We start from the raw sequence: 13,972 nt of genomic DNA on the forward strand, positions 1-13,972 counted from the left end.
TTCAAATGCGATTTATAATTATTGCACTATATATAGGAGAATAAAATGGATATTAAGATGCAGTTAATCAATCAAATAAAAGTTGTAATAAATAATCTTGAAAATGATTATTATAATGAAATTACTAGCGGCGTTTTACAACTTATATATATAAGATATAAGAATGCATTGAAAGCATTGGAGAATAATAAAGATATAAGAGAATTAAATATAATTGGTGGCAAAAGGGCTTATATGGATAGTTATAGTGACTATCAAAATCCATTATTAGAAGAATTACATAAAGCTGAAAAATTACATAAAGAATTATTGAATACTTGATAAAGTTTGAAAATGGAGGAACCTATGATAAGAAAAGGAAAGGAAAGTATGCAATGCATAATGGTAGCGAGTATAGTTTTAATCTACTGGAAGATAAGTCTATAAGATTAATAAGTCATAAACAGGCTGATCTATCTCAAGGTTTCAAACATTTAGATGAAAATATCTATATCAAAAATGTTTCTGTAGAAGAGGTAGAAAATTTATTTAAGATAAATACAAAGGCAAAATATAAGGGAGAGTTGTTTCCAGCATCAGAAGAAAGAAATACCGGAAAAGTATTGTTGGATACAACAAACACTGAACTTGCCAAAAAGATGGGGTTTGAACGAACAGATAAATATATGTACTCCAAATCTGTGGAATGGGATGAAGTGGAGATAATCGAGGAGAGGAAACCCTATTCATTAGATTAATTTCCCCATTAAAAAGCCCTTGAAGTTAAGGGCATTTTTTATGAGGGTTATCAAACTAAAGGCAACGATTCAGCCCCAGTTGAGCTAGTAATGACAGTATTATTCCGTTGCAATATCGGTCGAAGGTGTCTTGATTATAACAGCTTAAGCAGTGCCTGCGCACCTGTTAGAATAAGCCCTATTATAAAACCACAGACCGCTCCGTTCACACGAATCCATTGTAAGTCTTTTCCTACACCATTTTCCATCATATCAATCAGTGTTTCATTGTCTAGCTTATCTAAATTTTCCTGTACAAGATTACCGATCTGCGTATGATTTTTTTCAATGAGAACAGTAATTTGTTTCTGTATCCAATTATCGATGTGCGTGCTATTCTCTTTTATGTTGTCCAGTACGTGCTGAATCATTGGAGTCAGGTAAGTATCCATGAAATGTTCATCTTCTACGAAATCTAACGCATCTTGTTGAATTTGTTGTAGAGATCCCATAATTGTTGCTTCTGGTTCCCATTTTGTCAGAAGTTGATTTTTCCATTTTTCAACTCCTTCTAACAGTTCCCGGTTATGGTTAATGCCTTGTATCTCTTTACGGATATATAAGATTAAAGCCTCTCTATTCGGTTCTTTCTCGTTTTGTAAATTATTTACGACACTTAATAAAAGGTTTTGTATGATATTCCCAAGTTTCTCTTCGTTAAGTAGACTTTGAATGGATTTAACGGCAAACTGAAGCATACCTTCCAGTTCAATCTTGCTGAGTACATCCATGGAAACAGTGCCAAGTCGCTGGCTGGTTTGTTTTTTTCTTAACCAATCTTCCGCTTTTTTCAAAACATGATCCAGAGCCTTCTTATCGAATTGTTCGTTAAGTAACTGTGAACTTACTAAATGAAGAATCTTTCCCATGTCTATGTTAGAAAGTGATGCTTCAATTTTTTTTGCAACGAAAGGTGTAATCTTTTCTATATCTATATAACAAATCAATTGCTTGATGAGTTTAATCAGGACTTTTCTAAAAGTATCACTTTGTACCTCTTTTACTAAAATGGGGATCAATTTTTCTGTAAAAGGAATATGTTTTACTTTGTCTTGAATACTTTCCTTAGAAAGCCAGTCATTTTTTAGCATCGAAACAAGTGCATTTGTCATTCTTTTACGATTGTTGGGCAAAAGCGCTGTATGGGGGATCGGTAATCCGAGCGGGTGCCGGAATAATGCAGTGACTGCAAACCAATCGGCTAGACCACCAACTAATCCTGCCTCAAACCCTCCATGTAATAAATCCAGCGGCAACGTACCTTGAAATGGAGTGGTTGCAATATAACCCGCTCCCATGATCATTAGTGAATATTTAGCAATTTTTCTTGACGATTTTATTTTTGGTGACATTATATTCCTCATCCTTAAAATGATATCAATTACTATAACCCGAATCATTAGCAAATTTTATAACTTACTTTTATCTAGTAGTATAGCAGGTAGTTCAAAAAAATACTCCCAACAAGGGCAGTCAGTTCATCTATCGGGGAATGGGAAAATCGCCTATTAAGTATGAAAGCTTAAAATATGCAATATGAATCGAACCCACAATCATTGATATTTTCCTTTGAATTTCAAAGATGAGGATGGTTGATTCACAATAAAAAAAGCCGATTATTCAATCGGCTTTTTTTATTCATCCAACGATATTATGATACGTCTGTTTTTATCGAATTATTTGTCCCTGTATTTTTTTTATCTTTCATGCGACTGAAAATAAAGGCTAGAACGGAACCTGATATATTATGCCAAACACTGAAAATAGCACTAGGTACAGCGGCCAAAGGCGAGAAGTGGGCTGTTGCTATAGCTACACCTAAACCAGAGTTCTGCATACCAACCTCCATTGCGACAGCTTTCTGTTTCGCTAAATCCATCCCGCATAAACGAGCAAAGAAAAAGCCGAGAAGAAAACCAAGAACATTATGAAGAACGACGACTGCAAAAATGAGCAAACCTGTTTTAGCCAGCTGTGCTTGGCTGCCTGCCACTACGGCAGATACGATCAGAACGATAGAAATGACAGATACTAGAGGCAGAGCCTTTGCCCCAGCTTCTGCCTGTTTACCGAAAAACTTTTTAACAATGAATCCAAGCATCAGTGGGATGATCACCACTTGAATGATGGAAATGAATAATGATCCAATACTGATATCAACCCATTTACTTGCAAAGAGCAAAATAAGCAGGGGAGTTACGATAGGCGCTAGAATAGTGGAAACAGAAGCAATGGCAACTGCAAGCGCAACGTTTCCTCTCGCAAGAAACACCATGACATTGGAAGCTGTTCCACTAGGGCAGCATCCTACCAAAATAACCCCAACAGCCACTTCTTTGGGCAAATCGAACCCTAATGCTAATACAAATGCCAATAATGGCATAATGATAAAATGTCCTGCTACTCCTAGTGCCACTTCTTTCGGACGTCGGAAAACTTCTTTAAAATCCGCTGTTGATAATGTAAGTCCCATGCCAAACATGACAATTCCTAATAATGGGACAATATAGGCTCCAATCCATATAAATTTATTAGGTAAGATATACGCAATAACTGCAAATATAATGACCCATAAGGTAAACGTTTTACCAGCAAATCCGCTGATTTTCTCTACTACTCCCATAGTGACCCTCCTAGATGTTTTAAAATAAAACAATTATAGTTTATATTCAGAATATTTTAAACCTTTTTTTAAAAAAATCATTACATTTTTAAACAGCCTTTTGGGTATTTTCATTATGGACAGTCATATTGAAAACGATGATTTTTGGAACTATAATTCTCTTCCGCTGAACTAGTGTGAATATGGATTTACTCTAGGAAAAAAGCGGACAGGGTTTTTAGAGATTCTATTCGCTTTTTTACTTTATCTTTTAATAAAAAATAAGAGGGTGCTGTATATTAGTGGCAAACTAGTTTATAAGGAACTGGTGATTTAATTAGTATTTGTTGTTTTACAGGATAAATTATTGCTATTGTAAGTTTAGCTAGGGCTATAAAAGAAGTGGAGATGTGGTTTCTTTGATACATATATTAATTGCGGATGATGATCGGCATATTCGGGAGTTGCTTAAATTTCACTTGGAAAAGGAAGGGTATATGGTATTCGAAGCGAAGGACGGGAATGAAGCTTCCTTGCTACTGGAGAAGGAACGGATCCATCTGGCGGTTGTCGATATTATGATGCCTTTTAAAAACGGACTGGATCTTTGTAAGGAAATCCGGGATCAATATGATCTGCCGGTCATTTTATTGACAGCTAAAGATCAACTTATCGATAAGGAAAAGGGGTACTTTGCGGGTACGGATGATTACCTCGTGAAGCCGTTTGAGCCAAGGGAACTTCTATTTCGGATAAAAGCGCTATTGCGAAGGTACCGTATGGTGAATTCTGAGTCCATCTCATTGAATCAAACTGTGATTGACCGTAAAAGTTACGAAGTGCGAATAAAGGGGAATACGCTGCTCCTGCCGCTTAAGGAATTTGAGCTGCTGGCTCAGCTGGGGAGTTTTCCTGATCAGGTCTTTACGCGTGAGCAGCTTATTGAATTGGTGTGGGGTGCTGATTTTGAAGGGGATGATCGGACGGTTGATGTCCATATTAAACGGTTAAGGGAACGTTTTGCCGGTCGGACCGATGATTTTGTCATAACGACAGTCCGTGGCTTAGGTTATAAACTGGAGGTCAATAAGAAGTGAAAACACTTTATTTCAGGATTGTTATTCAAACCATTTTGATCATGGTGCTTGCTAGTGTCATCGCTTTTTTAATTTCCAATGTCTATTATCATAAGGTTCAGAAACCACACAATGGCGAGAAGATAAGCAAAGTTGCTGGTGAAATCGTCTCTTTATATGAAGAAAATCCAGGTCAGGATATTGATGCGTATTTAAATCATATAGCAGGATTGCACTATCAAATGTATTTATTTAATGAGCAGGGTGAAGGGACTTTATATGGGGAGCCGTTTCGGGAAACGAGTTTGGATTCAGACACGATTTCAGGAGTTTTGAACGGGAAAACCTATCAAGGGATAGCCAATTATAATAATGGGTTATTTATTACCGGATTTTTTGAAGATGTATTAGTTAATAGCATTGGGGTCCCAATTAATGTGGATGGCGAGAAATATGCATTGTTTGTAAGGCCGAATATAGAACTGCAGTTTGGAGAGTTCCGCTTTTACCTTTCTGTTTTGCTCGTACTTACGCTCCTGCTCAGTTTTTTATTTGTTATTATTAACACGCGTTTCATTGTAAAGCCAATTACGAAATTAACAGAAGCCACAAAAAGAATTGCTGATGGGGATTATAGTAGTGAATTGAATGTTACCCGCAGTGATGAAATTGGGGATTTGGCTCAACATTTCTCGAAAATGACTCAAAGCATACAGCGGTTAGATGATATGAGACAGGAATTCGTTTCAAATGTTTCTCATGAAATTCAATCTCCGCTAGCATCTATACAAGGTTTTTCTCAAACCCTTCAATCGGAGGAATTAACAAAGGAACAAAGAAATCAGTACTTGTCTATTATTGAAGAAGAGAGCCGGCGTATGTCCTTGTTGAGTAAGCAGCTCCTAATGCTTGCTTCCTTGGATAAAGAGGATGACCCGCTGCAACGATCTAGTTTTGATTTAGCAGAACAAATAAGGCAAGTGATGTTCATGCTGGAATGGAATTGGCGTGAAAAAGATATGGTGATTGAAATGGATTTACCATCAACCATCATTTCTGCTGATGAGAAACTATTAAAACAAGTATGGACTAACTTGATAACCAATAGTATTAAATACTCTGATACCGGTAGTTCGATTGTTATTCAAATCAAGAAAATAGATGGCATTGTAGAAGTGAAGATTGCGGACACGGGTATGGGAATTCCAGAAGAAGACCTCCCTTATATCCTTGATCGCTTTTATAAAGTCGACAAAGTGAGGAACAGGAGTGAAACAGGCAGCGGATTAGGACTTTCGATAACGAAGAAGCTGGTTGAACTACATGGCGGAACGATTGAAGTTCAAAGCGAACTTGGCAAGGGGACCACTTTTTATATCCGGTTGCCCCTTATGTAATCATTTGTTCATCTTCCATTCATAATGATTGTTTACAATCGAGTCATACCGATTCAAGTAGGTCTTGATCGGTAAACAAAAGGAATGGGAGATGAAATGATGTTTTTAGCAATACGTGAACTAAAGCATTCAAAGTTACGTTATCTGCTGATTGGACTGATTATGGTATTGGTCGCTTTGCTTGTCTTTATCATTTCAGGATTAGCTAATGGACTTTCTTCAGATAATGCTTCATCCATACAAAATATGAAGGCCGACTATTTCGTTATGGAGCATGACTCTAAAAATAAATTGAACCGATCGATCATATCCATGGAAAAGCTAGATGAAATCCGGGCTTCATCTGATGTTAAAGCAGCCGAAGGACTTGGGCAAATGATGATCACATTGAATAAAGTAGGCTCATCGGAGAAAACGGATGTCACCATTTTTGCGACCAATGCCAGTGGTATTTTAGCACCGAAGGTAATAGAAGGAACGAACTATGACAATAAGAAACAAAGTGAAGTAGTTGCAGATCGTTCTTTAAAAGAAGTGGGTTATAAATTGGGTGATTCACTTAAAGATGATCTATCAGGTAAGGTTTTCACCATTGTTGGTTTTACTGAAAAGCAGTCTTACAGCCATTCACCGGTAGTTTACATGAATGTTAAGGGATGGCAGGAGATTAACCCAGCATTGAAAAATCAAGGGAATGATTCAATCAGCACCATAGCCGTGCAAATGGATTCAAAGGCAGAAGAGAAAGTGCGTGAATCATTGCCTGAAGACCTAATGCTCATTTCGAAAGATGAATCACTTCAGAGTATACCAGGGTTCAAAGAGGAACAGGGTACATTGACGATGATGATTGCCTTCTTGTTTGTCATAGCAGCATTTGTTTTGGCTGTATTCTTTTATGTGATTACCTTACAGAAGACGAATCAATTTGGAGTCCTTAAAGCACTCGGAGCCAATACTGGCTACCTGGCAAAAAGTATCGTTGGTCAAGTAATGCTGCTTGCCGTGACATGCATAGCCATCAGTGTTGCACTGACATATGGCGTCACTTTAATCATGCCAGAGGGAATGCCATTTGAATTGAGTACCGATTTGGTCATTAAATATTCCGTGTTACTTTTGGTTGTATCCGTATTGGGTTCACTGCTATCACTATATCGAGTAGCGAAGATAGATGCGATCGAAGCAATTGGGAGGGTATCATGATGGGGGATAAGCTATTATTTGAAAACGTCAGTAAGATTTATGGGGAAGGCGATAATAAGGTGACAGCCCTAGATAATATTTCCCTGAATGTGAGAGCGGGGGAATTTGTTGCTATCATGGGTCCGTCAGGCTCAGGAAAAAGTACTTTTCTTTCCATAGCAGGTGCGTTACTATCTCCGAGCAAAGGTCGCTTACTGCTGAATGATGAGGATATTACAACACTATCCCCAAAAGAATTGACTCGAGTGCGCCTTGAAAAGATCGGGTTTGTATTCCAATCGTCGAATCTTGTGCCATATCTCACCGTAAGGGATCAGCTTCTGCTACTTTCTGAACTGGTTGGCAAGCGAGATAAAAAAACTATGAAAAAAGCGGACGAATTGCTTAGCCACCTTGGACTTGGACATCGGGCAGGTCACTTGCCAGAAGCACTGTCGGGCGGTGAACGGCAGCGTGTAGCCATCGCCCGTTCGCTGATGAATGATCCAGAAATCATTTTAGCGGATGAACCAACCGCAAGTCTTGATTCCAAAAGAGGCAGGGATGTTGTTGAAATGCTTGCTCATGAGGTGAAGTCAAGAAATAAAGCGGCCATCATGGTAACGCACGATGAAAGAATGTTAGATTTATGTGATAGAGTGGTCAATATTACAGATGGCAAGGTTTTTGGATGAAGTTATAAAACACACTCTCATGAGTTGATCAGTAAATGGTCGCCGCCTTTCCAAAGGAATTAGGAGAGGCGGCGGCAGAAATAGCTAGAATTGGAACCTGGTCAATCAGGCCTGCAATTATGTATAGTATTTTGCTTGTATCCCAGAGTTATCTTCGGATTGATCATATTTTTTTATCTTAAAGAACAAACAGTGATAGGTTGCTTTCACACCTAATTCATTTCGATATTCTTTGTCATATATGTTGATTAACTCTCGAAAAAAGGAAGGGCGCTGGCAGTAGTTTTCTTTGTTGCTGTTAGCCGCACCAATCTTTTTAATTGAAGTGAAGAATTCACGTACTGTCTGAAAGTACTCCAGTTCAAGCTTTTCCATTTTTGTTATCTCGATTGGAACTGCTGATGAAAAAGAGATTGCTTCTTCACAAACTTTGGATAATTCTTCTAGAGAATAAAACATTTGACCTGGTGAGCTATCAATGGCTAGCTGAAGCTTGTCCTTCGCCTGTTCATATGACAAATGAAGCTCTTGAAAGGTATCTATTCCGAACGTTGAAAATATGAGGCTTCCTTCAGCCGTTAATCGTGTAATCAGTTTTTCAAGGGTTGCAGGAAGATCATTCAGCCATTGAAACGTTGCATTGGAAATAATCAAGTCGTAATTTTCATTAAGCGCCATTTCTTCGATATCAGTACATAAAAATGTAACACGTTCTTCATCTGTCATTCCTTTTGCCAATTCGACCATTCCTGGTGCCAAATCAACAGCCGTAATAGCGGCGTTAGGGAATGTTTTGACGAGTAACCTGGTTAAGTAACCAGTGCCGCAGCCAATTTCAAGAATATTGATTACATGGTTGGTGTTTATTTTAGGAAGCAAATCCACTAATTGTTTTGCCATGTTTTTTTGAACATTGGCATACGCATCATATGTTTTCGCATGTTCACTGAACCGCTTACTTAACAATCGTTTATCAATCATGAATGTACTCCTTTTGAATAAATGTTTTTATATGCTGCATACATTCCTGTGGTCTTGTGAAAAATGGAGTATGGCCAGCGCCTTCGATAATATGAAACTCGGCTTTCCCACCCAGGTTTTCTTTTATGAAAGATGAGGCTTCGAGTGGACAAATGTTGTCTTCCCTCCCATGAAGCAATATAAATGGGGCTTCAATCCGGTCGAGTCTTGCTCTAGCATCTTTATGAAGTAAATAATCCAAGCCAATAAGAAGCGAAAACACATCATCTCCATGAAACTCGCTTTGAATTGTCTTGATGAATTGATGATATAAACCTTCTTCTTTTTCAGCCTCGGAAAACATCGCTTCATAGAAAGAAGCCAAAGTCTTCTCTTTATTGCGCTGTAGTTGTTTCTTCATGCGCTCGACCATTCGTGGATCCCAGCCAAATGAATAGTTCTCTCCTGTTATAAACCGACTTGTTGCACCAAAAAGGATAAAACCTTTTATTTTTTCTCGATACGAACTTGCAAGTTCAAGTGATACTAGTGATCCTAATGACCAGCTCAGTATATAAACTGGACCATCGATGGAAGCGATTTTGTCTATGACTCTTTCTTCAAATTCATTTAGTGCTTTCATATCTCTCCATTCTATAAATGAAAGGTGAAATACATCTGACAGCGGTTTGATTAACGGTTCAAACGCACCTTTTTCCATTCCCCAGCCAGGAAGCATGACTAAATTCGGCTGTTTCATTCAATAACACCCATTTCTTTTCCAATGATTGAAATCTTTTCAACTGCCCAATCAAGATCTTTTTTATCGTGGAGAGCTGTTACGGTAAACCGGATTCTTGCCTCATTTTCAGGAACGGTCGGCGGCCTGACAGCAATAGCTGCAATTCCTTCTTTCTGCAAACGTGCGGCAAATTCCATCGCTTTTTCGTTTTCCCCGATGACGATAGGAACAATTTGTGATCGACTTCCGCAAATATTAAACCCGTTATATGTGAGTTCTTCTCTAAAGTGTTCTGAATGTGTTTGGAGCAGTGAGCGGCGTTCTGGTTCTTGCTGTACAAGTTCAATCGCTGTTGTTATGGCACCGAGAATGGCCGGGGGAAGTGCAGTTGAATAAATGAATCCGCGCATGCGATTTTTTAAATAGTCGATTAGCCATTTTTTTCCGACGACATAGGCACCGAATGAACCGAGCGCTTTACTGAATGTTCCCATTTGGATATCTATTTTATTTTGAAGTTGGAGATGACTGGCATAACCTTCACCGTTTTTACCGTAAATGCCGCTTCCATGTGCTTCATCTGTCATTAACATTGCGTTATAACGTTCCTTTAACCGAACGAGGTCTTCGAGATAAGCAAAGTCACCGTCCATGCTGAAGACTGTATCCGTCACGATTAATTTACGTGCTTCAATTGGTGCTTTTTTTAAAAATGCCTCTAAATGATCTAAATCATTATGACGATAGCGTATATGCTTTGCACGGCTTAAAAGAGCTCCATCGACAATGCTTGCATGATTCAATTTATCGCTATAAATAATATCGTTTCGGGACAGCAGGGTGGATATAATACCAAGGTTCGCGTTATATCCACTGTTGATAATAAGTCCTGCCTCGGCTTTCTTCCAATCGACAAGAGCCTGTTCCGCTTGCTCGTAAAGGGGATGATTGCCAATAATTAAACGTGAAGCTGTTGCTCCTGCACCATATGTATGTATTGCATCCACCATCACCTTTTTCAGCCGCTCATCCCCTGCATAACCTAAATAGTTATTAGAAGCTAGATTTAGCATCCTGCACCCATTGATCATAAGCCATGGCTGGTCGGCGAATGCCGTCGATACAAGTTCACGTTTTTGCGATATCTCTTCTAAATAAGCCAGTTCTTTCTTTATTTTTTCTTCCCAACAAGGTAATTGTTTTTCACTGTGCATGCCCATTCTCCTTTTTTATATGTTAACTAAAATAAATATAGGTTAACATATAAAATATTCTAATCATGACTCAATGAAACTGTCAAGCTTTGAAAAGGGACTGATAATAAATTAATAATCCAATCTGGGAGTAATCAAAGGTCAAAAAAATTCATTTATCAAAAGCGTGCTGTTTGGTTATTTGAACCAAGTCGAGGAACATGAAACTAACATAAAAATAAATTTAAGGAGAAGGAGGCTAATGATGTTTGATTGGGCAGCGGCTTTGTTAAGCTAATGTATAAAAGAGCTTAGTGAAAATTAGTGCCTTTGTATGTATTAAGCCCGTTCATTGAAGATAATCTAACTTTCAAGGTAGTCTTTTTGTTAAACCTTCAAATCTTTGAAGGATTAAATGGAATTCCATGTTACTATAGAGCAGTGAAATTACCGAATTCACATTAACCATTACATAAAGGAAGGGTAATAAATATGAAAAAGATTTCTTTAGATGTTTTCTTTATATTAATAGGAGCTTTTATTTTCGCTTTGGCAATAAATCTTTTCGTCATTCCCAATGAACTTGGTGAGGGGGGAGTCACGGGGATAACCATCATTTTATTTTATCTTTTTGAATGGTCACCAGGGCTGTTAAGTTTGATCATTAACGCTTTCCTGCTCATCGTCGGTTATAAATATTTGTCGAAAATGACAACGGTATATACAATCATAGCCGTTGCATTTAATTCACTTTTCCTTCATTTAACCGAAAGTTGGACGATATCTTCAGATGAATTGGTCATCAATGCGATATTTGGCGGGGTTTTTGCCGGTGCAGGAATTGGCATGATCATTCGTGTTGGAGGCACTACTGCCGGTACGACGATACTGGCCCGGATTACGAATAAGTATTTGGGATGGAGCTTAAGCTATGGACTTCTGTTTTTCGATTTAATCGTTGCGTTCTCATCTTATTTCATTATTGGTGCAGAAGGCCTGATGCTCACTATCCTTATGCTTTATATTGGAACAAAAACGATGGAATTCATCATTGAGGGATTGAACCCGAAAAAAGCGATTACCATCATTTCAAATGAAGCCGACCAGATTGCAAAACAAGTAACCGAATTGATGGACCGGGGGGTCACTGTTTTTAGCGGTCATGGATACTATACAAAAGCATCCAAGGATATTTTATATATCGTTATAAGTAAGCAAGAGGTACTAAAGTTAAAGAGAATAGTGAAGGCGACGGATAGCAATGCTTTTATAGCCATACATGATGTTAGGGACGTATTTGGTGAAGGATTCCTGGATATCTCGAAGTCCTGATGCGAATTATCGCGAGGCATATATGGTATATGCGAATGAAAAGGCCTATTAGGCTTTTTTATTTTGCATTGAAAAAAATCTGTAAATTCCTAATATTTTGTTATATTATGTAAGTAAGAAAACACACAACCTGAGGAGTGCAGCCATTAAATGTGGAGGTGTCCAAGATGATCCTTTTAAAAGTGGATGACAGAAAGTTCGGGAAAAGCAATATCAAGTACAGTGTCGTTGATAAGGAAACGAATGAATTGATCATTAGCGGTGTGTTTAAAGAATTTGGACAAGCAAGCGATAAATATTATGAATTGAAGGATGAATACGGTTCATCCAATGTGAAGATGATATTGAAGTGATAAGAGGGGGACCGACGGGTTTCCCTTTTTTCGTAGGTAATGCCACGAATGAAAATGGCCCGTACAATAAATAATCGGATAAAGGAATAATCATAGGTTTCTGAATCATATAATTAGGTTAAGAGAGTTCTTAACATCCTTTTTTTACAATATACTACAATTTTATTGTAAAGTATGGAATTTGGTGGTAATATAAAGCGCATAAATGTAAACGTTTGCAAAGGGTTTTGTGAGGAGGTGATGTAAAAGAAGTACGATAGACTATGATTTTAGTAGAATGAAAGGCTTTTATTTTACTATTTTATGCAAACGTTTTCTTAAAATTGCATGAATCTTATGAAAAAGGGAGAGTCGGTAGGCATGAAACGTAAAAAATGGTACGGGGGAATTCTTACTGTTTTATTAATTTTTAGTGTGATTTTGGCTGGATGCTCTTCTTCAACTGGTGGAAACAGCGACTCAAAGGATGTCGTGACGCTGGATGTATTTCAATTCAAGGTAGAATTCAAGTCGCAATTCGAGGCATTGGCAAAACAATATGAAAAAGAGAATCCAGATGTAAAGATCAAGGTATCGACAGTTGGCGGCGGAAATGATTATAAATCAGCCATTACGGCAAAGTTCGCTTCAGGTGAGGAGCCGGCGGTCTTTAACATTGGCGGACCGGTAGATGTCGAACAATATAAAGATAGATTAACAGATTTAAAGGATACGAAGGCTGCTGCAGCAGCACTAGATGGCACTTTGGATGGCGTGAAAGAGGACGGGCAAGTCCTTGGACTTCCATTTAACCAGGAAGGATACGGCTTGATTTATAACAAACGGATATTTAAAGAAGCCGGAATTAATCCTGATGAAATTACAAGTTATGAAGCCTTAGAGGCGGCAGTTAAGAAAATGGATTCACAAAAGGACAAATTGAAAATCGATGCAGTTTTCGCTTATCCGGTCAAAGAGAAGTGGGTGACAGGAAACCATTTATCCAATGTTTTCTTAGCACCGGAGTTTGATGGGAATGTGTTAGAGGCAAGCAAGGCTCCAACGGTTAAATTCACGGATGGTGACAAGTTTAAACAACTGGTCGATATCCAAAATAAATATTCCGTCCAGCCGACAGCAAGCCTCGATTACTCCCAACAAGTGGAAGAGCTGTTCTCACTTGAAAAGGTTGCGATCATTCAGCAAGGCAACTGGGTGTATAACACAGTGTATGATATGGACCCTGAGTTAGCTGAAAAGGGAATTGGCATCATCCCGATTCCAAATGGAGACTCTGCAGGCATGCCGGTCGGCGTACCGAACTATTGGGCAGTGAACAAGAAATCGGATGAAAAGGTACAGGAAGCAGCGAAGAAGTTCCTCGACTGGATGTATACATCCGAGGAAGGGAAAAAAGCCGTTTTGGAAGACTTTAAATTCATTCCTGCATATGAAGGATATGATGTGGAAAAAATTGCCGATCCAATTTCAAAAGAAATTTATAAATACTCCCAAGAAGGAAACACGATTGGTTGGGTGTTTAATGGATATCCGGTTGGTTGGAATGATGATCTTGGGGCAAGTGTCCAAAAATACGTAACCGGTAAATTGACTTGGGAGGAACTTGTCCAACAGAACATTGAAAATTGGGAGAAGATTCATAGCAAATAAGTATTGGGAAA

Annotated in this window: 14 protein-coding genes; 9 read left to right on the top strand and 5 right to left on the bottom strand. The window is 38.3% G+C overall.

Features of this window, described 5'->3' with window-relative positions:
• Window positions 1-45 precede the first annotated feature (45 nt).
• A complete protein-coding gene (locus tag AC3ISB_RS02335) occupies window positions 46-321 on the top strand; it encodes a hypothetical protein (RefSeq protein WP_144550372.1) in 276 nt (91 codons plus the stop codon).
• Window positions 318-737, top strand: a complete 420-nt coding sequence (locus tag AC3ISB_RS02340; RefSeq protein WP_489275444.1) for a hypothetical protein — start codon at window positions 318-320, stop codon at window positions 735-737. The genes AC3ISB_RS02335 and AC3ISB_RS02340 overlap by 4 nt, the downstream gene beginning before the upstream one ends.
• A gap of 134 nt (window positions 738-871) precedes the next feature.
• Here AC3ISB_RS02340 and AC3ISB_RS02345 read toward each other — a convergent pair whose 3' ends face one another.
• Window positions 872-2,128, bottom strand: coding sequence for a DUF445 domain-containing protein (locus AC3ISB_RS02345; RefSeq protein ID WP_480339793.1), 1,257 nt, complete (start codon window positions 2,126-2,128; stop codon window positions 872-874).
• A gap of 299 nt (window positions 2,129-2,427) precedes the next feature.
• Entirely contained in the window at window positions 2,428-3,399 is a 972-nt protein-coding gene (locus tag AC3ISB_RS02350) for a bile acid:sodium symporter family protein (protein WP_098370410.1), read from the bottom strand.
• 398 nt (window positions 3,400-3,797) lie between these two features.
• Between AC3ISB_RS02350 and AC3ISB_RS02355 the strand changes: the two genes are divergently transcribed.
• The 4 genes from AC3ISB_RS02355 (at window position 3,798) to AC3ISB_RS02370 (ending at window position 7,731) form a co-directional block, all read left to right on the top strand.
• Window positions 3,798-4,475 carry a response regulator transcription factor gene (locus AC3ISB_RS02355; RefSeq protein ID WP_141992717.1) on the top strand — a complete coding sequence of 226 codons (678 nt, stop codon included), beginning with the start codon at window positions 3,798-3,800 and terminating at the stop codon, window positions 4,473-4,475.
• A complete protein-coding gene (locus AC3ISB_RS02360) occupies window positions 4,472-5,851 on the top strand; it encodes a sensor histidine kinase (RefSeq protein ID WP_430095761.1) in 1,380 nt (459 codons plus the stop codon). The genes AC3ISB_RS02355 and AC3ISB_RS02360 overlap by 4 nt, the downstream gene beginning before the upstream one ends.
• Window positions 5,852-5,950: 99 nt before the next feature.
• Window positions 5,951-7,057, top strand: a complete 1,107-nt coding sequence (locus AC3ISB_RS02365) for an ABC transporter permease (RefSeq protein ID WP_430095764.1) — start codon at window positions 5,951-5,953, stop codon at window positions 7,055-7,057.
• Window positions 7,054-7,731: an ABC transporter ATP-binding protein gene (locus AC3ISB_RS02370; RefSeq protein ID WP_489275446.1), complete on the top strand. Its 678-nt coding sequence runs from the start codon at window positions 7,054-7,056 to the stop codon at window positions 7,729-7,731. The genes AC3ISB_RS02365 and AC3ISB_RS02370 overlap by 4 nt, the downstream gene beginning before the upstream one ends.
• 117 nt (window positions 7,732-7,848) lie before the next feature.
• On the opposite strand, the gene bioC is transcribed toward AC3ISB_RS02370, so the two are convergent.
• From bioC to bioF, 3 genes are read right to left on the bottom strand one after another with little or no spacing between them, the layout of a single operon-like run.
• On the bottom strand, window positions 7,849-8,712 hold the full coding sequence (gene bioC / locus AC3ISB_RS02375) for a malonyl-ACP O-methyltransferase BioC (protein WP_489275447.1): 864 nt from the start codon (window positions 8,710-8,712) through the stop codon (window positions 7,849-7,851).
• Window positions 8,705-9,451 (bottom strand): alpha/beta fold hydrolase, encoded by a 747-nt coding sequence (locus tag AC3ISB_RS02380; RefSeq protein ID WP_452452810.1) that lies wholly within the window; start codon window positions 9,449-9,451, stop codon window positions 8,705-8,707. Before AC3ISB_RS02380 ends, bioC begins: the two co-directional genes overlap by 8 nt.
• Window positions 9,448-10,647: an 8-amino-7-oxononanoate synthase gene (gene bioF / locus AC3ISB_RS02385; RefSeq protein ID WP_480339798.1), complete on the bottom strand. Its 1,200-nt coding sequence runs from the start codon at window positions 10,645-10,647 to the stop codon at window positions 9,448-9,450. The genes AC3ISB_RS02380 and bioF overlap by 4 nt, the downstream gene beginning before the upstream one ends.
• A 471-nt stretch (window positions 10,648-11,118) precedes the next feature.
• Here bioF and AC3ISB_RS02390 point away from each other — a divergent pair, with 471 nt between their 5' ends.
• The 3 genes from AC3ISB_RS02390 to AC3ISB_RS02400 all read left to right on the top strand — a co-directional run bounded on the left by AC3ISB_RS02390 (window position 11,119) and on the right by AC3ISB_RS02400 (window position 13,961).
• Window positions 11,119-11,958 (top strand): YitT family protein, encoded by an 840-nt coding sequence (locus AC3ISB_RS02390; protein ID WP_098370417.1) that lies wholly within the window; start codon window positions 11,119-11,121, stop codon window positions 11,956-11,958.
• A gap of 167 nt (window positions 11,959-12,125) precedes the next feature.
• The gene (locus tag AC3ISB_RS02395; RefSeq protein ID WP_063235290.1) at window positions 12,126-12,311 is read left to right on the top strand and encodes a hypothetical protein; all 186 of its coding nucleotides are present in this window, start codon (window positions 12,126-12,128) and stop codon (window positions 12,309-12,311) included.
• A 360-nt stretch (window positions 12,312-12,671) separates the two neighbouring features.
• Window positions 12,672-13,961, top strand: coding sequence for an ABC transporter substrate-binding protein (locus AC3ISB_RS02400; protein WP_141992710.1), 1,290 nt, complete (start codon window positions 12,672-12,674; stop codon window positions 13,959-13,961).
• Window positions 13,962-13,972: the final 11 nt, after the last annotated feature.

It is taken from the genome of Peribacillus sp. GL_122 (assembly GCF_057835005.1).